The organism is uncultured Sutterella sp. (assembly GCF_937923675.1).
GTDB lineage: Bacteria > Pseudomonadota > Gammaproteobacteria > Burkholderiales > Burkholderiaceae_F > Sutterella.
Window position 1 is genome coordinate 65,920 of the sequence record NZ_CALDXB010000018.1, and the last position, 16,799, is coordinate 82,718.

Below are 16,799 nucleotides of genomic sequence, written 5' to 3' on the forward strand. Positions count from 1 at the left end.
GGCAACTAGGTTTCAAGCAGATAGCCTACGCCGCGGACAGTTTTGATGGCGCTGTCGGAAAGCTTCTTGCGCAGGTGGTGGATGTGAACTTCAATGGCGTTCGATCCTACCGTATTGTCCCAGTTGTAGAGCTTTTCCTCGAGCTGGGAACGGCTCCAGACAACGCCCTGTCGTTCAGCAAGTGCAAAGAGAAGCGCGTATTCCTTCGACGAGAGAATGACGGGTTCCCCGCGATAGGTCACCTCACGCGTATGAGGTGAAATCCGGAGTTCGCCGCGCTCCAGGATCGGGTCGGCACGGCCTGCGGAACGCCTCAGCAGCGCGCGGATGCGCGCCGAAAGCTCATCAAGATCGTACGGTTTGACAAGGTAGTCGTCAGCGCCCATATCAAGGCCGCGGATGCGGTCGTCAACCGTGTCCCGGGCGGTCGTGACGAGAACAGGCGTCGCGTTGCGCTTGGCGCGCATTTCCTTGAGAACCTGCAGGCCATCCTTGCCGGGAAGGCCGAGGTCAAGTATGACGAGTGAAAACTCTGTCGTATTGAGAGCTAAAAGCGCGGAGTTGCCGTCCCGGACCCAGTCAACGGCATGGCCTTCGCATTCAAGGCCGGCGACGACGCTTTCGCCGATCATGTCGTCATCTTCAACGAGGAGAATTCTCATGTAAACGATATCTCAGAATCAGGCGCTCAAGCACTATGCGCCACGTTTCAGCAATGAGAAGCGCAAGCACAATGAGGCCGGTAAGTATGGGATAGGCGGATTCGCGGCCCCAGCCGCCGAAATATGCGGCAAGGCCAAAGTAGGCGATGAAGGCGCCTACAAGGGCTCCAAGGCAGGAACCTGCGGCGAGAGCTCCGCAAAAGCGAAGACTCGGAACGCAGTCGGCAGCGGCTCGGCGCGCTAGATCCGGTCGAAAAAGGTGAATCGATTGTAACGCGATGCATGAAAACAGCGAAAAGCCTCCTGCAGGCATTTTTCCCTTTTCTGCATTGTGACGGCGAAGAATCGCATAGATGCCGGCATCCCGCAGAAAACCGCCGGCAGCGGCGCATATTCCGAGGAGTTCGGGGCTCGATGCAAACACCCAGGAAAAACCGCCGGCGAGCAGCGCGCCCCATCCGGGAGACAACAGCGCAGCGGCAAAAACCGCAGCCGTAGACCAATCTGAGAGTGCAGCTACCATAATATTGAGACTCGGGAAAAGAGCTTCCCGCAGATCAAATAGGAAGAAGAAGCATGCCAGAGAAGCGCTATGCCCGTCGCGATCCGAACGAGATAGTGGATATTGAACATCGTGATCGGCCTGAGGATTATGTTGAGCCCGCATCCGGAACAGTCACCGTCGCCCACATTGTTTACGGGCTCCACAGCATTTCCATACTGACGGGACTTCTTACGGCAGGACTTTCCATTGCCGGAGCTTTTGTTTTTTCCGGACCATCCATCCTTGCCGTCATCATCAACTATATCTTCCGTTCCGATGCCCGCGGGACTTTTGTAGCTTCGCACTTCTCCTGGCAGATCCGTACGTTCTGGTACGCGTTTCTCTGGATGATCCTTATTTACATCATTTCGATGCCGCTTGCTTTTGTTGGCATTGGATTTTTCACGCTGATCGGCGGTTTGCTCGTGCTCGGCATCTGGGTTTCCTACCGGATTCTTTATGGCTGGAAGCGGCTCGTGCGGCGCGAGTCGATGCCCATGAATTGATCCCGGGGGATTTGAAGGCCGGTGGAGTGCAGTAACGCTATACTGAAGAATTCCCTCGCAAATTCCTTAAGGAGTGAGTTTTCATGGCTCTCGGAGCAATGGTCTACAAGGCGCAGCTTTCCATCTCGAATCTGGATCGGGGATGGTACGGGCAGCCTGTGCTCACGATTGCCCGACATCCTTCGGAAACGGAAAAACGCCTGATGCTGCGCGTCCTCGCCTGGTGCGTGCGCGCCGGAGAACATCTCGAATTCGGTCGAGGCCTGTCTTCTGAGGGTGAACCGGCACTTTGGGAAACGGACGACACCGGGGCCATCATTGAGTGGGTGGAGCTTGGGGCGCCCGACGTACGAACCGTGCGCAAGGCGGCAGGCAAAAGCGAGCATGTGCTTGTTCTCGCATACGATGAGGCGCGGACAAAGCCCTGGTGGGAATCTGTAAAGGGAGAGCTCTCGAAAATCGACAAGCTGACGGTCATTTTTATTCCTGATGCTGAGGCAGATGCGCTTGCCGCGATGGCGTCACGAAGCATGAAGTTTGCCGTCACCATTCAGGACAGCGTTATCTGGGTAAACAGCGATACTGCTGACGTGCAGATCAACCCGGAATATCTCAAGCGTGAAACCCAGCGCTGGACCTGACGGACGAATTGGCCCCAATATACGAAAACCCGTTTCCTCATCACAAGGGAACGGGTTTTCGCGTCTAGAGCATTGCGGAAGGTTTGCTTTCAGCGCTGATTGATGAGGCTTTCCGACATCCGGGCAAAGGCGCCTTCAAGACGAAGCCGCAGAGCCGGATCGGCGACTGCCTCATTGAGCGCCATGCGCATCACGCGCATCCATTCCTGCATGAGCGCCCGGTCGATCGGAATCGCGCGATGCGATTCCCTCAGCATGGGCAGTCCGTGACGCTCCTGATAGAGCGCAGGTCCCCCAAGCCAGCCGGAAAGAAATTCGCGCATGCGGCTGTCGTAGCGTTTGATGCCCTCAGGCGTATAAAGCGCTCTCAGCTGTCCGAAGGAAGGATCGTCCTTCAGTATGCGCACATATGAAGCGACAAGCCTTGCAATGCCGTCCTCGCCGCCAATGGCGGCGTAAAGAGAGGACTGTTCTGGCATGGTCAATGGAGAAAAACGGCCGCACCGAAGCCGAGCAGCAGCGCCCAGCCGACGAGCGGCGAAAAAATACGGCGAATGAGCGGATGGCGCGGAATGAAGCCGAAGCCATAGACCCAGAGAATGCTCATGCCGATGAGCATGCCGACCAAAAAGCCGTGAGGAACGCCGGCTGCATCATGAGCAATCGCCCGCGGATAAAGAATGACGAGCGCGGCACATGCAAGCGCGGCGAGAAGTGAAAGAACTCTCAGAAAAGACGAACAGCTTTTCTTCTCGCCGGCGCTTCCGTGAATGCGCTCCAGAGGCTTTTCAAGATTAGTCGTCATTGCGCGATGCGTAGCTTTCAAGCGTTGCCGCAAGGAGAACTGCGCAGGAGAGGCCTGCAATCCAGTAGAAGTAAGACATGGTGTTGAACTCCTGTGAACGATCCGCCTTCAATCCCGGACTGCCCCTTTTGAAGGCAGTTCGGAATTGAAGACTCAGAGACGGTCAATTAGTAAAGGGAGTGCGTGTTCTTTTCGATGTACGAGGCATTGAGCTTGCCGCTCATCACGCGATAGGCCCAGGACGTGTAGAAAACCACGATAGGCAGGAAGATGAGCGTGACGAAAAGCATGATCTCAAGCGTGAGCTGAGAGCTCGTGCAGTCCCAGATGGTGAGGCCGGCATTGAACATCGTCGAGGACGGCATCACGAAGGGGAACATCGAAATAAGCGGCGTGAGGACGATGCCGAGGATCGCTGCGGAGGAGCAGAAGATCGCCGGCCAGATGCGGCCCTTCTTTACGAGTACCGAGCCCAGAAGCGCGCCGGCAATGCCGAGCACGGGGACGATCCAGAGGATAGGCAGGGCGCTGTAGTTGGCGAACCAGGCGCCGGCCTGAACTTCAACCGTCTTCGCAAGGGGATTCGCCGGGCCGGCAGGATCAAGACCGGCAGTTGCGACATAGCCGTCAATTCCCATGTAGACCCAGATGCCGCCCAGCACGAAGAGCACTGCCGTGAGGATGCCGGCAATGCCGGAAACCTTGACGGCCCGGTCATGGAGGTCGCCCTCCGTACGAAGCGCCAGGTAGTTGGCGCCGTGGAAGACGACCATCAGAAGCGCGAGCACGCCGCAGAGCAGCCCGAACGGATTGAGAAGGCCGAAGAAGCTCCCCGTATAGATCGGGCGCATCGTTGCATCAATTTCAAAGGGCACGCCCTGAAGGAGATTGCCGAACGCAACGCCGCAGATCACCGGAGGAACAGCCGATCCGATAAAGAGGAGCCAGTCCCAGGTGGTGCGCCAGCGGGTAGCAGCCACCTTGCTGCGGTAGTCGAAGGCGAGCGGGCGGAACATGAGCGCAGCGAGAATGACAAGCATTGCCCAGTAGAAGCCCGAAAAAGCCACGGCGTACATCATCGGCCAGGCAGCGAACATGGCGCCGCCGCCCGTGATGAGCCACACCTGATTGCCGTCCCAGTGCGGAGCGACGGAATTGATCATCACGCGGCGTTCATTGTCGTTCTTGCCGAGGAAAGGCAGCAGCGAGCCGACGCCCATGTCGTGACCATCCATCACGGCGAAGCCCGTGAGGAGCACGCCGATGAAGAGCCACCAGATGACTTTCAGAATTTCATAATCGATCATTTTGTCAATGCTCCCGGGTTACTTCTGCTCGAAGTGATAGCGGCCGGTGCCGAGCGAGCTCGGACCCTTGCGGCTGAAGCGGATCATCAGCCACATTTCGGCGATGAGCATGAGCGTATAGAGAACAACAAAGCCGAGGATCGAACCGATCAGGTCGCCCGTGGAGAGGGACGAAACAGAGAGGTGCGTCGGCAGGATGTTGTAAATGGTCCAGGGCTGACGGCCGTATTCAGCGACAAACCAGCCTGCTTCACAGGCAATCCAGGGCAGCGGGAGCGCCAGGAGCGTGAGGCGCAGGTAGAGCGGCTGATTCTGGAGAGTCTTCTTCATGGAGAAGACAAGGCCGAGCACGAAGATGAGCGCCATGCCGAGGCCGCAGCTGATCATCAGCCTGAAGCTCCAGAACATCGGCGCAACCTGCGGCGTCGTATCCTGAGCGGCCTGCTTGATCATTTCAGGCGTGGCCTGCGTGACGTCTTCGGTATAGCGCTTCAGAAGAAGGCCGAAGCCGAGGTCGGGCTGCAGCGCCTTGAATTCAGTGCGCAGAGCTTCATTCTTCGGGTCCTTGCGGAGCGCTTCCAGAGTCGCAACGGCTTTCTGGCCGTTCTTGATGCGCTCTTCAGCCTGGGCTTCAAGCTGCTTGATGCCAGGAATTTCCGTGGACAGCGAACGCGTGCCCATCAGACCAAACACCCAGGGAATGCTGATTTCCATGGCGTTTTTCTGTTCGGCTTCATTGGGGATCGCAAAAAGCGTAAGCGGAGCCGGAGCCTCGTGGGTGTCCCAGGTCGCTTCCATGGCGGCAATCTTGGTGGGCTGGTCGCGCGTCACGAGAAAGCCCGATTCGTCGCCCATGTGGATCGTCAGAATGCTCGAGACGATGCCGAATGCGGCGGCAAGGCGGAAGGACGAAGCGGCGAACTTGACGTCCTGGCGCTTGAGGAGATAGTAGGCGGAAACGGCCATCACGAACATGGCGCCCGTCATGTAGCCGCCGGCAACCGTGTGGACGAACTTAGCCTGAGCCCATTCGCTCGTGAAGACGGCCCAGAAGTTGGTCATCTCCATGCGCATGGTTTCGAAATTGAATTCCGCGCCGGTCGGATACATCATCCAGCCGTTGGCGACAAGAATCCAGAGCGCTGAGAGGTTGGAGCCGAGCGCCATCATGATCGTGGCAAAAAGGTGCTTGCCTTTCGACAGGCGGTCCCAGCCGAAGAAGAAGAGGCCGATGAAGGTCGACTCAAGGAAGAAGGCCATCAGGCCTTCAATGGCGAGCGGTGCGCCGAAAATGTCGCCTACATAGTGAGAGTAGTAGGCCCAGTTCGTGCCGAACTGGAATTCCATCGTAATGCCGGTGGCGACGCCGAGGGCGAAGTTGATGCCGAAGAGCTTGCCCCAGAAGCGGGTCATGTCCTTGTACATCTCTTTGCCCGTGAGGACATACGTCACTTCCATGACCACCAGCAGGAACGACAGTCCGAGCGTAAGCGGCACAAAAATGAAGTGGTACATCGCGGTCAACGCAAACTGCAGGCGTGACAGGTCAACAAGATCAGTTGAGATCACTTGAGACTCCTGATGTGGTTTTGAGAGTTGTTAGCGGGGTTCCGAGGTTGCCGCCGGAGCGCCGAGAAGCGCATCCCCCATCTTCTGCGGGGTGACGTCAGTCCGGTGTTCAGGGCTGAAGAACAGGTACCAAAGACAGAAAATGAGAAAGAGCTTGACCGCGACGACCAGAATGATTTCGGCGAGAAGTCCGGGACGCCGGCGGCGGTCTGTGGTGTTGTCCATCAGTTGCTCCGATTGATTTCGCTGAAGGCGGCTTTTTCGTGCCTACATCTTAATGAGCGCTTTGGGGGAACTCCTATATTTGGCGCCTTTCGTTTACGGCTTGACGATGTTAAATGGAACTGTCAGACTGCCAAAATCATAATTTGGCGGACTTTGGCAGTTCGAAATGGCAGTAAGTGCAGAATTTCAGGGCATTCTTGATGCGCTTGAGGATCCGAGGCTCCTCGTAAGATCGGATTACACCGTGGCTTATGCGAATCGTGCTTTCCGGCAAAAATTCGGCATTGATGATTTTGAGGGGCGGAAATGTCATGAGCTGGTCTTTCATGACCTCAACCCCTGCGGAAGCTGCGGACGGATTTGTCCGATGGACAAATCCGTCTTTTCCCGGCAGGTTGAGCGGGCGCTCGAAAGGGAGCTCGTGCCTGGGGGCGAACGATTCCTTGAGCTGGAATCGGTGCCCGTCGCTGCGGCAGACGGAAGTCCTGTTTACTTTATGGAGCGCATCCGCATCCGTGATGATGCGCAGAATGCTGCCCTTCGCGAGGGCATTGTGGCCCGCAGTCCGGCAACAAGGCGCGTGCTCAACGCCATTGCCCGCGTAGCTGCTCTTAATGTGCCGGTGCTTTTCTGCGGGCCCGGCGGATGCGGCAAGCAAAGCTTCACGCGTTTTCTGCATGAGAATTCCCGAAGAGCGGTGAATGCGCTCGTGAAGCTCGACTGCACTGCGCTTACGGATGAACGATTTGAGGACGAGCTTCTCGGCAGATCGGCAAAACTCGGCGGATCACGGACGGGAGGCTTGGCGTCCCGCCCGGGCGGGACGCTTTATTTTGATGAAATATCTGCGCTTACTCCGGGGCTTCAAAGGCGCCTCCTGACGCTTCTGGAATCGGGCTTCGTGCGTGAGGCCGGAAGTGCGCAGAGTGTTGCGCTCGATTGGCGTGTTGTCTGTTCGACCAATGCCAGGGATCCGGACAGGCTTGTGGAGTCGGGAGTGCTGAGGGAGGATTTGTGGCTTAGGCTTTGCGTTGCGCGCATTGATGTGCCGCCCCTCAAGGATCGGCGCGAAGATATCGGGGAGCTCGCAGAACTCATTCTGCGTCGCACGGGAGACGGTGAATCCGCGGAAATATCGTCCGAGGTTCTGGCGCTTCTTCTCAAGCGCAGCTGGCCGGGTAATATTCGCGAGCTTGAATGTGCGCTCATGCGTGCGCAGCTTCTTGCAGGCGGAAGGAAAATTCGTCCTGCCGATCTTGAAGCTCCGCGCTATTCGGAGCTTTCAGCAGAAGATGTCTGCGGCGATACGCTCCTGGAGGAAGAGTCGCGCTGGCAGGGAACCCGGGCGGGACTCGCCCGCCGCATGGGGCTGTCCGAGCGTACGCTTTACCGCCGGCTTCAGGAAGCCAGAGAGCTGCAGCAAAAAAAGGAGAAAGGAACAAAATGACCGCGTCGATGAGGCCCGAGGAGCGGCTTTTCTTTCGGCTGACCGAAGGAGAGGAGCGCATTGGCATCTCGAGAGGCGAGGCGGCAATCGCCGCTGCACTCGCAAAGGCAAGAAAAACTGCCAGAGGACTGCTCATCCTTGTGCACGGAGCGGCTTCCAATGCTTCGCGCTGGGAAGAATTCGTGGAAAAAACGAAGCTCAGGGACGACTGGGATATTCTGCGCTTCGATCTTCGCGGTCACGGGGCGAGCCCCTCGCGTACAGCCGGAACGCTCGAAGCGCATGCCGGCGACATTGCGGCTCTCATGGATCTCGTCGGACGCAGGCGCGCGGTAATTCTCGGTCATAGCCTGGGCGCCGCAGTGGCAATGAATTTTGCTGCGAAGTATCCCGAACGCGTCGAGGGACTTATCCTCCTCGATCCGCTGCTTTCGAATTGTCTGACGCCGAAGGCGATTGAAATGCGAAGGAAGCGCTGGATGCCGGCTCTTCTGGAAAAAATCGGCATTGTTTCCCGTGAGCTTCATCTGCAGCGGCGGCTGCCGCCCTACAACCTCCGGACAGGGGACGAGGCTGCGCGGCTCAAGATTGCCGAAGGAGGAGCGGCGCTGGAAGCCTTTGTGAAGGAGTATTCCTCGCCCTGGCGCGATCTCGGGCATATCCACATGGCGGACTACGGACGCGATTTGCTGGAAGTCGGCCGTCCGAGTCCGGAGCTTTCCAAGCTTAAAGAACCCGTGCTCATTATCGGGGCATCCTCCGGGAGCTACACGGATCCTGAGGCGATGCGCCGTGAGGCCCGGGCGCTTAATGATGGAGAGTTTGTTCTGCTCAAATGCCGGCACTGGCCGGTAACGGAATGCCTTCAGGACCTGATCGCGGTCGTTGAGGACTGGATGCGGCGGCATTTCTGAGCGGCAAAGAAAAAGCCGCCGAGATTTCCCTCGAGCGGCTTTTCCCAGTGTGCAAGTGCCGATTTGCGGTTACTTGGCGGCAGGTTCGCCTGCCGGAGCATCGCCGGCTCCTTCCTCATCGTGATTGACGACGATGCGCACAATGGGAGGCGCAACAGCGGCGTCTTCCTCGCGAATGCCCCAGACCTCCAGAAGCTCGCTCTGAGAAGGCATCTCGCTTGCCGGTCTTGCACGGCGAAGCTTGAGCGAATTGCGGACAACGGTTTCCACAACATCGAGCGGCAGGCAGTTCAGATCCTTGAACTCGATTGAGCGATGCTCGGTATCAAGTCCCTTCCAGCGTTCCTCATTGCCGGCAGCAGCGTCTTTTTCTGCGTAATAGAGGATGAGAGACTTCTCGTGAGATTTGACGGCAAAAATCGGACCGTCAAGCTCATAGAAGGCAAGACCGAAGCGCATGCTTTCACGCACGCCTCGGGCGGAGCGTCGGATCATGCTGCAGACTCTGGCCATTGCAACGCGGCGGTCGTTGGGCAGACTCTGGAGATAGCCTCCCACCGTGGTGGCTGCAGGTACCATGACTACTTTTCCCCCTAAAAAAATATAGGCTTCGGGCTCTCAGGGAGAGCTCGCAAGCCGCAAGAGAATAGATTTTAGCAAACCGGACGGGGGCTTTCCCGACTCAGGCAGTCAGGTTTTTGTTTCTCAGCGGTAAAACACATAGCGTGCGCGAAACGGCACCCGAAGATACTGCCCTCTTTGAGAGGCCGTGCAGGTGACGAGCGGCATGCCCCCGGAAGGCTGGCGGCGGGCGATGTAGCGAATGCCTTCAAGGATCCCGCGGCCTTCGGACTGGGCGGAAAAAACGGCCGTGCGCAGATCCCGGGGAGAGATCTGTTCTCCCTGGCTGATGATTTTGGCGTGGACCGCAGATCCGTCGCGGGCCGTAATGCCGAAGTTCGGCTGCAGTACTGCCTGGCGCTGCCCGGCGTCATTCAGAAGTTCGCCTTCCGTTTGTACGAAATTCCAAAAAAAACCTTCTGAATCATAGGAACATTGAAACACCATTCGTCCGCGTGCTTCCCATGAGTAGACGGCTGTAGCGTCCTTCAGCGGATCGGGGGTGAACTGAATGGTGGTGCAGCTCGCGAGTAGAAGGATCGCGAGCAGGGCGGAAAGGGCGCGCATAGGGATGCTTCAGAGTAGGAAGGTGATGCACGAAAGTCTAGCGGCAGCATCCTTAATATGCCGCTCCGTGAAATGTGTCCTTCGGAAAAAGCCTCGCGTAATCTTCGTTAATCTTGCTAGAGTGGAACTCTAGAAAACAATTTCAAAGAACCCGCTCTGTCGGAAGCATCCAGACCCGGCATCGCTGACTGCATTTTCCAGGCGGCGCGACAGCTTCGGACAGAGCCAACCCGGCCGGACCCCCGGTTGCGTCAGCCTTTTCGGCATGCCTTCAAAGAGAGGCAGAGAACGGGCTGCAAAACCTCGGACGGGGCATAGAGAAGCGCCTCCGGCAGAAAGATTTCTGCCGGAGACTTCGGCATAGCTTCGTCCGCGCGTTCGGCCTCTTTTCCGCAAAGAGGGATCCGAAGTGTTTCAGATTCGTATACATGGCCGCGGGGGCCAGGGCGTTGTGACGGCAGCAGAAATGCTTGCGCTCGCGGGCTTCATGGAAGGGCATAAGGCACAGGCCTTCCCAAGCTTTGGTTCTGAACGAACCGGAGCTCCGGTGGTCGCTTTTGCACGTCTTTCGCCAACCGAAATCCGCCTGCGCGAACCCGTGCTTGAACCCGATGTGGTTTTGATCCAGGACCGCACGCTTCTCGAGAGCGTTCCTGTTTTTGCCGGACTCAGGCCTGATGGCTTCGTTCTGGTGAATTCGAGTCAGACGCCTGAAGCGCTTGGTCTCGGCGACCTGAAGCGCGAGCTTCCGGAGGGACACGTCATGTGCGTGCCGGCTACAAAGTTCGCGCTTGCAGCGCTGGGCAGGCCGCTTCCCGGGGCCGGAATGCTTGCCGGTTTCGCTGCAATGACGTCGATGATGCAGCTCAAAAGCGTTGCGGACGCGTATGCAGTCAAGTTTGCCGGCCGGATTGCCGAGGCGAACGCCGAGATTGCCCGTCAGGCATATGAATACGTAATTGCCCAGAAGGAGACGAACCATGCTTAAGCAGCTCGAAGGCAGTCAGGGCGTTGCGCAGGCTGTCGCGCTTTGCAGGCCTGACGTGGTATGCGCCTACCCGATTTCTCCCCAGACCCACATTGTTGAAAATCTTGGTCTCCTTTGCCGCAAAGGGGTGCTTGCCGACTGCGAGTACATCAATGTGGAAAGCGAGTTTGCCGCGATGTCGGTGGCTATCGGCGCCTCGGTGGCGGGCGGTCGTGCCTATACGGCAACGGCCAGTCAGGGGCTTCTTTATATGGCGGAGGCAGTCTACAACGCGGGCGGGCTTGGACTCCCCGTGGTAATGACGGTTGCCAACCGCGCAATCGGCGCCCCGATCAATATCTGGAACGATCACTCAGACTCCATGAGCCAGCGCGACTGCGGCTGGATTCAGTTGTTTGCTGAAAATAATCAGGAAGCGTGCGATCTTCACATTCAGGCCTTCCGCATTGCTGAGGAAATGTCCATCCCCGTCATGGTTTGCATGGACGGGTTCGTGCTCACGCACGCGTTTGAGGAAATGGACATCCCGGATCAGGCGTCTGTCGATGCTTTTCTGCCGCCCTACAGGCCTCGCCAGCAGCTCGATCCCGATCATCCCTACTCCATCGGCGCAATGGTAGGTCCGGAAGCATTTACAGAGGTTCGCTGGCTCGCAGAACGCCGGATGCAGGAAGCCATTCCTGTGATTGAGAAAACTCAGGGCCTTTTCCGCGAAATCTTCGGCCGCAATTCCGGCGGGCTTCTCTCAGCCTACCGCATGGAAGATGCGGAAGCCGCCGTGCTGGTGATGGGTGCGCTTGCCGGAACCGTCAAGGATGCGGTCGATGAAATGCGTGAAGACGGAGCGAAGATCGGCGTCGTCGTTCTTAAGAGCTTCCGGCCCTTCCCCTTCAAGGCATTGCGGGAGGCGCTGAAGTCTCTGCGCAGCGTGGTGGTGATGGAGCGCATGGTGAGCGCAGGCGGTGCCGGTGCAGTTTCGCTTGAGGTCATGAAGGCGCTCAGGGGACTTCCTGTTCGCCAGAGCACGCTGATTGCGGGGCTTGGCGGACGCGCTGTCACGCGTCAGGCTCTGAAGCCTTATTTCGCCCGGGCGCTCGCCGGGACGCTGGAAGAAGAGGAAATCTTCCTTGATCTTGACGAGGAACTTGTTCGCCGGCAGATGGAGCGCGAAAAAGCTTCGCGTCATATCGGCCCCGTTGCCGAAGCGCTCAATCGTCATGTCAATGAACGCAAACTTGCCCGGGGCGAGGAGATCTGAACATGTCTCAGTCGGAAATTCATTTCTATCAGACCGGCACGTTCACTGCCGGCAATCGGCTGCTCGGGCCGGAATCGAGATCCGTGCAGTCATCCATGGAGCGCTTTAATTCCCTCACTTCGGGGCACCGCGCCTGTCAGGGTTGCGGCGAAGCGCTTGGCGCCCGTTATGCCGTGGATGCGGCAATGCGCGCTACGGGAGGCAGGCTTGCTGCGGCAAATGCCACAGGGTGCCTGGAAGTCTTTTCAACGCCTTATCCGGAAACGAGCTGGCAGCTCCCGTGGTTTCATTCTCTTTTCGGCAATACGGCCGCAGTTGCCACCGGCATGGCCGCAGCCTTCCGGGCCCGGGCTAAGAAGGAAGGGAAGGACCCTACGCGGGTCATTGCGATGGGCGGCGACGGCGGAACGACCGATATCGGCTTCGGCTGCCTTTCGGGCATGTTTGAGCGCAATGACGATGTGCTCTATATCTGCTACGACAACGAGGCCTATATGAATACCGGCGTGCAGCGGTCGTCAGCAACGCCGCCGGCGGCGCGAACGGCCACCACGCAGATTGCCGGGAGCGAACCGGGCAATCAGTGGGGTCAGGGCAAGGACGTGCCGCTCATCGCCATGGCGCACGGCATTCCGTATGTCGCTACCGCGACGGTAGCAGACCTTCGGGATCTGGAGCGCAAGGTTGAAAAAGCGATGAGCATGCACGGCGCACGCTACATCCACATTTTTGTCCCGTGCCCGCTCGGCTGGGGCACGGCTTCAGGAAAGACCATCGAGGTTGCGCGTCTTGCGCAGGAAACCGGCATTTTCCCGGTTTTTGAAGCCGAGTACGGGGAAGTGACGAGTTCCTACAAAATTCGCCGCCGCCAGCCGGTGGAAGCGTATCTGAAGCTTCAGAAGCGCTTTGCGCACCTTTTCGGCAAGAAAGGAGACCCGGCGGTTGTCGCCCGCATTCAGGAGCTTGCGGACCGCAACATTGAAAAATTCAACCTCATGGCCGGAGACGACGGCCATGAGGTCCAGATTCCCGTCGCCGCGCAGGCTGAAGAGCGCAGCCAGCAGATCTGAGGGCGGAGGATAAAAATGACCCAAGAAAAACCGTTTGCGATTACCCTCGACGTCGGGTCGTCGCTCGCCAACCGGACCGGTTCCTGGCGTACGCTGAGACCTGTTTATGTAAATCGCCTCCCGCCCTGCAATGCCAAATGCCCTGCCGGGGAAAAGTGCCGCGACTGGCTCTTTCTTGCGCAAAGCGGGGATTATGAAGGCGCCTGGAAAGAGATTGTTGAAGACAATCCTTTCCCTGCCGTCATGGGGCGCGTCTGCTACCACACCTGTCAGACGGCATGCAATCGAGGCGATCTCGATGAGCCGGTCGGCATCAATGCCGTGGAGAGATTTTTAGGCGACCATGCACTCAGGCACGGCTGGAAGCTTCCTCAGCCTGCTGAGGAAAACGGGAAGCGCATCCTGGTTGTCGGAGCGGGACCGGCAGGCCTTTCCGCGGCTTATCACCTGCGCCGCATGGGCTATGCCGTGCATGTCGTGGAAAGTGCGGAAGCGGCGGGCGGCATGATGCGCTACGGCATCCCGAAGTACCGCCTTCCGCGCGAGGTGCTCGATGAAGAAATCGCGCGCATTGAGGCCCTGGGCGTCGAATTCGAGTTCGGCCGCGAGGTTTCGGATCTGGCTGCTGAAATGAAGGCGGGCGGCTATGCCGCTGCGTTCATCGGCGCCGGAGCTTCTCTTGCGCATCGCGCCTACATTCCCGCCGGCGACGCGGCGCACATCATGGATGCCGTGAGTCTTCTCAGATCCGTGGAGTCGTCTTCGCCCGGCGAAGAACCGCTCCTTGGACGCCGGGTAGTGGTCTATGGCGGCGGCAATACGGCAATTGACGTGGCGCGCACTGCAAAACGACTGGGGTCGGAGCCGATTGTTGTTTACCGGCGTACGCGCGAACGCGCGCCGGCGCATGCTTTTGAAATTGAGGAGGCGCTTGAAGAAGGCGTTTCGATGAAGTGGCTCTCCACGATTTCCGAAGCGGAACGCGGAACGATCCGCATCGAAAAGATGAAGCTCGACGAATCGGGCTACCCGCAGCCTACGGGAGAGTACGAAACCATTGAAGCCGACAGTCTGGTGCTTGCCTTGGGTCAGGAAACTAATCTCTCCTTCCTTTCCGCCCTTCCCGAACTGAAGGTGGAGAAGGGATCGGTTGTGGTCGATGACCGCATGATGACCAGCGTTCCGGGCATTTTCGCCGGCGGCGATGTGGTGCCGGGCGACCGCAACGTAACGGTGGCTATCGGTCACGGCAAGCGTGCGGCCAGGGCAATGGATGCCTGGATCAGAGGCGAATTGCCCGGCGAGAAGGCGCCCGGGGATCCGGCGACCTTTGAGAAGCTCAATACCTGGTACTACGCGGATGCACCGCAGAAGATCCGGCCTCAGCTCGACATCGTTCGGCGCCAGACGACGTTCGAAGAGGTGCTCGAAGGCCTGACCGAAGAGAACGCGCTTTTTGAAGCCCGCCGCTGCATGTCCTGCGGCAACTGCTTCGAATGCGACAACTGCTACGGCGTCTGCCCCGACAACGCGGTGATAAAGCTCGGGCCCGGCAAGAAGTTCCGCTTCAATTACGACTACTGCAAGGGCTGCGGGATCTGTGCCAATGAATGTCCGTGCGGCGCCATTGAAATGGTGCGCGAGGACATCTGAGTTTCGGAAGCAGCATAAGGTTTCCTATACTCCTCAGAGTGCGCCCCGGCGTTCGGGTTTGAATCCGGCGCCGGGGCGTATTTTTCTCTCCTTCAGGGCGCCTGAAATGACTGAGCCGCAATCCGTTCCTCAAAATCGTTCGCTTTACAGGGAATTCAAGCTTGTTTTCATTCTGATCACGCTTTGCGTGACTCTGGCTGCAATCCCCGCGGTGGTGCTGACTGAGCTTTCAACCGGTTCGGGCGGCGCCATCAATGTGTCGGGGAGCCTGCGCATGATGAGCTACAAGCTCACGGTTGCCGTCAGCAACCCCTATGAAACGCATGAAGAGCGCGAGGCCAATACGCGGAGAGCCGTCGAGGAATTCTGGGAGCGCCTCACGAGACCCGGACTTCTTTCAAGCGTTCCTGATGACCCTGCAGACCCGATCCGGGGCATGTACAACATCGTGGCCGAGCGGTTTTCGTCGGAGATTCGTCCGCTCGCGCTGAAGGGGATTGACGATGAAGCGGCGCGGCAGCGCTTCATGAAAAAAATCGGGGGCTTTGTGGACGATGTCGACGTCTTCGTATTTGCCCTCGAGGAGCGCCTTTCCGGCTTGATGGGATGGCTTAAGGCGATTCTCGTTTTAACGCTTCTCGGTGCGCTCGCCGTGACTTTCGGCTTGCTGAGCGTGATGAAGTCGCGCATCTTCTCTCCGCTTGAGGAATTGGAGGCGGCGGCGAAAGCGGTGCGTGAAGGGAATTTCGATGTACGCTCGAAAGCGGCGGAACACAATTCAGAGATCGGGCGCTTCGCGCGCGGCTTCAATTTCATGGTGAGCGAGCTCGATCGGCTTTACGGCTCTCTGGAAGCTGAAGTGGCGAAAAAGACGGCGGATCTGAATAGACGCAATCAGGGACTTCAGTTCCTTGCACAGGCTTCTGAACAGCTTCTTGTCGACGGACCCAAATTGCCCGATGCCGTCGAGAAGGTGCTTGAGGGCGCCGCACAGCTCACGGGCGCCAATGGCGCAGCCTTTTGCGTAAGCGCAGACCCGCAGAAGACATGGGACGACGGAAAATCCTGGCGCTTTGCTGAAACGCCGGGCGACAGTCAGGGTCGGGAAGGCCATCTGCTCAATATTCCGGCCATCGGAGTCCGGGAGGAAACGCTCGGCATGCTGAAGATCTGGTTTCCGGAGGAGCCTTCAGCATGGCAGAGCAACTTCCTCGGCATGACGGCAGCGCTCATCGGCCGGGCAGTGGATGCGTCGCTGCGGACGATGGATGAGAGGCGCCTTGCGGTGCTTGAGGAACGCTCCACCATCGCGCGCGAGCTCCATGACTCCATTGCCCAGTCGCTTTCCTTCTCCAAGATTCAGCTTTTGAGGCTCAAGCGCGCAATTGAGGCGGATCCGACGGGAGATGCGGCACGTGAGGTTCTCATGGAGCTCGATGAAGGCATTTCCACCGCATATCGGCAGCTGCGCGAGGTTCTGACGGCATTCCGGCTGCAGCTTCAGGGGACGGGCTTCGGCGACGCAGTGAATGCTGCCGTAGACGCGTTCAGAAATCGAACCGGCATGCCGGTATCGCTTACCAACACCCTTCTGGGTGTGGAAATTTCCACCAACGACCAGGTGCACTTCATTCAGATTCTTCGTGAAGCGCTCTCCAATATTGAAAAGCATGCCAGGGCAACGCAGGCTGCGGTGCGCATCGAAACCGCCGGTGCCGGCGGGTGCATTCTCACCGTGACGGATAACGGCGTCGGGATTCCTGAGCATGCGGAAAAGGCGCGGCACTTCGGTCTCGGCATCATGAAGGAGCGCGCGGAGGCGCTCGGCGCCACGATTGAAGTGGCCCGCAGGCCGGAGGGCGGTACGGTCGTACGCGTCGAAAAGAAGCCCGAGATGAAGCAGCAGACCGCGTAATGAGGCTCTGAAGGAAAGTGCAATATCGGATTTGTCCTGAAAGAGCGGGCTGCGCAATGGCGCATAGAATCTACGATTGGAGACTGATCCGGACTGGCGAATATATT

Annotated in this window: 18 protein-coding genes; 9 read left to right on the forward strand and 9 right to left on the reverse strand. The window is 58.3% G+C overall.

Translation table 11 applies throughout. The annotated features are described in order from the left end of the window. Window positions 1-5: 5 nt before the first annotated feature. Entirely contained in the window at window positions 6-662 is a 657-nt protein-coding gene (locus tag Q0106_RS01585) for a response regulator (RefSeq protein WP_297607963.1), read from the reverse strand. Continuing rightward, window positions 643-1,185 (reverse strand): hypothetical protein, encoded by a 543-nt coding sequence (locus Q0106_RS01590; RefSeq protein ID WP_297607966.1) that lies wholly within the window; start codon window positions 1,183-1,185, stop codon window positions 643-645. The genes Q0106_RS01585 and Q0106_RS01590 overlap by 20 nt, the downstream gene beginning before the upstream one ends. A 53-nt stretch (window positions 1,186-1,238) precedes the next feature. Here Q0106_RS01590 and Q0106_RS01595 point away from each other — a divergent pair, with 53 nt between their 5' ends. Next, window positions 1,239-1,712, forward strand: coding sequence for a hypothetical protein (locus Q0106_RS01595; RefSeq protein WP_297607969.1), 474 nt, complete (start codon window positions 1,239-1,241; stop codon window positions 1,710-1,712). Window positions 1,713-1,795: 83 nt separating this feature from the next. Continuing rightward, the gene (locus Q0106_RS01600; RefSeq protein WP_297607972.1) at window positions 1,796-2,353 is read left to right on the forward strand and encodes a YaeQ family protein; all 558 of its coding nucleotides are present in this window, start codon (window positions 1,796-1,798) and stop codon (window positions 2,351-2,353) included. Window positions 2,354-2,442: 89 nt separating this feature from the next. Here Q0106_RS01600 and Q0106_RS01605 read toward each other — a convergent pair whose 3' ends face one another. The 5 genes from Q0106_RS01605 to cydP form a co-directional block, all read right to left on the reverse strand. After that, window positions 2,443-2,832: a hypothetical protein gene (locus Q0106_RS01605; protein WP_297607975.1), complete on the reverse strand. Its 390-nt coding sequence runs from the start codon at window positions 2,830-2,832 to the stop codon at window positions 2,443-2,445. A gap of 2 nt (window positions 2,833-2,834) precedes the next feature. After that, on the reverse strand, window positions 2,835-3,158 hold the full coding sequence (locus Q0106_RS01610; RefSeq protein WP_297607978.1) for a cyd operon YbgE family protein: 324 nt from the start codon (window positions 3,156-3,158) through the stop codon (window positions 2,835-2,837). A gap of 167 nt (window positions 3,159-3,325) precedes the next feature. Then, complete coding sequence (gene cydB / locus Q0106_RS01615) at window positions 3,326-4,465, reverse strand: cytochrome d ubiquinol oxidase subunit II (RefSeq protein WP_297607981.1); 1,140 nt, start codon at window positions 4,463-4,465, stop codon at window positions 3,326-3,328. Between the two features lie 18 nt (window positions 4,466-4,483). Beyond that, entirely contained in the window at window positions 4,484-6,034 is a 1,551-nt protein-coding gene (locus tag Q0106_RS01620; protein WP_297607984.1) for a cytochrome ubiquinol oxidase subunit I, read from the reverse strand. A gap of 30 nt (window positions 6,035-6,064) precedes the next feature. Continuing rightward, window positions 6,065-6,259, reverse strand: a complete 195-nt coding sequence (gene cydP / locus Q0106_RS01625; RefSeq protein ID WP_139688364.1) for a cytochrome oxidase putative small subunit CydP — start codon at window positions 6,257-6,259, stop codon at window positions 6,065-6,067. A 166-nt stretch (window positions 6,260-6,425) separates the two neighbouring features. On the opposite strand from cydP, the gene Q0106_RS01630 reads away from it, so the two are divergent. Together Q0106_RS01630 and Q0106_RS01635 are read left to right on the forward strand one after the other, a co-directional pair. After that, on the forward strand, window positions 6,426-7,706 hold the full coding sequence (locus Q0106_RS01630; RefSeq protein ID WP_297607987.1) for a sigma 54-interacting transcriptional regulator: 1,281 nt from the start codon (window positions 6,426-6,428) through the stop codon (window positions 7,704-7,706). Continuing rightward, window positions 7,703-8,620 (forward strand): alpha/beta hydrolase, encoded by a 918-nt coding sequence (locus Q0106_RS01635; protein WP_297607990.1) that lies wholly within the window; start codon window positions 7,703-7,705, stop codon window positions 8,618-8,620. Before Q0106_RS01630 ends, Q0106_RS01635 begins: the two co-directional genes overlap by 4 nt. Window positions 8,621-8,689: 69 nt before the next feature. On the opposite strand, the gene Q0106_RS01640 is transcribed toward Q0106_RS01635, so the two are convergent. Together Q0106_RS01640 and Q0106_RS01645 are read right to left on the reverse strand one after the other, a co-directional pair. Continuing rightward, window positions 8,690-9,199 carry a DUF1801 domain-containing protein gene (locus Q0106_RS01640; RefSeq protein WP_152157489.1) on the reverse strand — a complete coding sequence of 170 codons (510 nt, stop codon included), beginning with the start codon at window positions 9,197-9,199 and terminating at the stop codon, window positions 8,690-8,692. 126 nt (window positions 9,200-9,325) lie between these two features. Beyond that, the gene (locus tag Q0106_RS01645; protein ID WP_297607993.1) at window positions 9,326-9,808 is read right to left on the reverse strand and encodes a DUF3455 domain-containing protein; all 483 of its coding nucleotides are present in this window, start codon (window positions 9,806-9,808) and stop codon (window positions 9,326-9,328) included. Between the two features lie 409 nt (window positions 9,809-10,217). Here Q0106_RS01645 and Q0106_RS01650 point away from each other — a divergent pair, with 409 nt between their 5' ends. The 5 genes from Q0106_RS01650 to Q0106_RS01670 all read left to right on the forward strand — a co-directional run bounded on the left by Q0106_RS01650 (window position 10,218) and on the right by Q0106_RS01670 (window position 16,692). Then, window positions 10,218-10,796 carry a 2-oxoacid:acceptor oxidoreductase family protein gene (locus Q0106_RS01650; RefSeq protein ID WP_152157490.1) on the forward strand — a complete coding sequence of 193 codons (579 nt, stop codon included), beginning with the start codon at window positions 10,218-10,220 and terminating at the stop codon, window positions 10,794-10,796. Beyond that, window positions 10,789-12,054 carry a transketolase C-terminal domain-containing protein gene (locus Q0106_RS01655; RefSeq protein WP_297607996.1) on the forward strand — a complete coding sequence of 422 codons (1,266 nt, stop codon included), beginning with the start codon at window positions 10,789-10,791 and terminating at the stop codon, window positions 12,052-12,054. The genes Q0106_RS01650 and Q0106_RS01655 overlap by 8 nt, the downstream gene beginning before the upstream one ends. A gap of 2 nt (window positions 12,055-12,056) precedes the next feature. After that, window positions 12,057-13,124, forward strand: a complete 1,068-nt coding sequence (locus Q0106_RS01660) for a thiamine pyrophosphate-dependent enzyme (RefSeq protein ID WP_297607999.1) — start codon at window positions 12,057-12,059, stop codon at window positions 13,122-13,124. Window positions 13,125-13,139: 15 nt separating this feature from the next. Then, window positions 13,140-14,777 carry an NAD(P)-binding protein gene (locus Q0106_RS01665; RefSeq protein WP_297608002.1) on the forward strand — a complete coding sequence of 546 codons (1,638 nt, stop codon included), beginning with the start codon at window positions 13,140-13,142 and terminating at the stop codon, window positions 14,775-14,777. Window positions 14,778-14,883: 106 nt separating this feature from the next. Continuing rightward, entirely contained in the window at window positions 14,884-16,692 is a 1,809-nt protein-coding gene (locus Q0106_RS01670; protein ID WP_297608005.1) for an ATP-binding protein, read from the forward strand. The last annotated feature ends 107 nt before the right edge of the window (window positions 16,693-16,799 follow it).

What these genes read in the sequence shown, in the direction of transcription:
- Q0106_RS01585 (WP_297607963.1), bottom strand. Translation starts at nt 662, where the DNA reads ATGAGAATTCTCCTCGTTGAAGATGACGACATGATCGGCGAAAGCGTC.
- Q0106_RS01590 (WP_297607966.1), bottom strand. Translation starts at nt 1,185, where the DNA reads ATGGTAGCTGCACTCTCAGATTGGTCTACGGCTGCGGTTTTTGCCGCT.
- Q0106_RS01595 (WP_297607969.1), top strand. Translation starts at nt 1,239, where the DNA reads ATGCCAGAGAAGCGCTATGCCCGTCGCGATCCGAACGAGATAGTGGAT.
- Q0106_RS01600 (WP_297607972.1), top strand. Translation starts at nt 1,796, where the DNA reads ATGGCTCTCGGAGCAATGGTCTACAAGGCGCAGCTTTCCATCTCGAAT.
- Q0106_RS01605 (WP_297607975.1), bottom strand. Translation starts at nt 2,832, where the DNA reads ATGCCAGAACAGTCCTCTCTTTACGCCGCCATTGGCGGCGAGGACGGC.
- Q0106_RS01610 (WP_297607978.1), bottom strand. Translation starts at nt 3,158, where the DNA reads ATGACGACTAATCTTGAAAAGCCTCTGGAGCGCATTCACGGAAGCGCC.
- cydB (WP_297607981.1), bottom strand. Translation starts at nt 4,465, where the DNA reads ATGATCGATTATGAAATTCTGAAAGTCATCTGGTGGCTCTTCATCGGC.
- cydP (WP_139688364.1), bottom strand. Translation starts at nt 6,259, where the DNA reads ATGGACAACACCACAGACCGCCGCCGGCGTCCCGGACTTCTCGCCGAA.
- Q0106_RS01630 (WP_297607987.1), top strand. Translation starts at nt 6,426, where the DNA reads ATGGCAGTAAGTGCAGAATTTCAGGGCATTCTTGATGCGCTTGAGGAT.
- Q0106_RS01635 (WP_297607990.1), top strand. Translation starts at nt 7,703, where the DNA reads ATGACCGCGTCGATGAGGCCCGAGGAGCGGCTTTTCTTTCGGCTGACC.
- Q0106_RS01640 (WP_152157489.1), bottom strand. Translation starts at nt 9,199, where the DNA reads ATGGTACCTGCAGCCACCACGGTGGGAGGCTATCTCCAGAGTCTGCCC.
- Q0106_RS01645 (WP_297607993.1), bottom strand. Translation starts at nt 9,808, where the DNA reads ATGCGCGCCCTTTCCGCCCTGCTCGCGATCCTTCTACTCGCGAGCTGC.
- Q0106_RS01655 (WP_297607996.1), top strand. Translation starts at nt 10,789, where the DNA reads ATGCTTAAGCAGCTCGAAGGCAGTCAGGGCGTTGCGCAGGCTGTCGCG.
- Q0106_RS01660 (WP_297607999.1), top strand. Translation starts at nt 12,057, where the DNA reads ATGTCTCAGTCGGAAATTCATTTCTATCAGACCGGCACGTTCACTGCC.
- Q0106_RS01665 (WP_297608002.1), top strand. Translation starts at nt 13,140, where the DNA reads ATGACCCAAGAAAAACCGTTTGCGATTACCCTCGACGTCGGGTCGTCG.
- Q0106_RS01670 (WP_297608005.1), top strand. Translation starts at nt 14,884, where the DNA reads ATGACTGAGCCGCAATCCGTTCCTCAAAATCGTTCGCTTTACAGGGAA.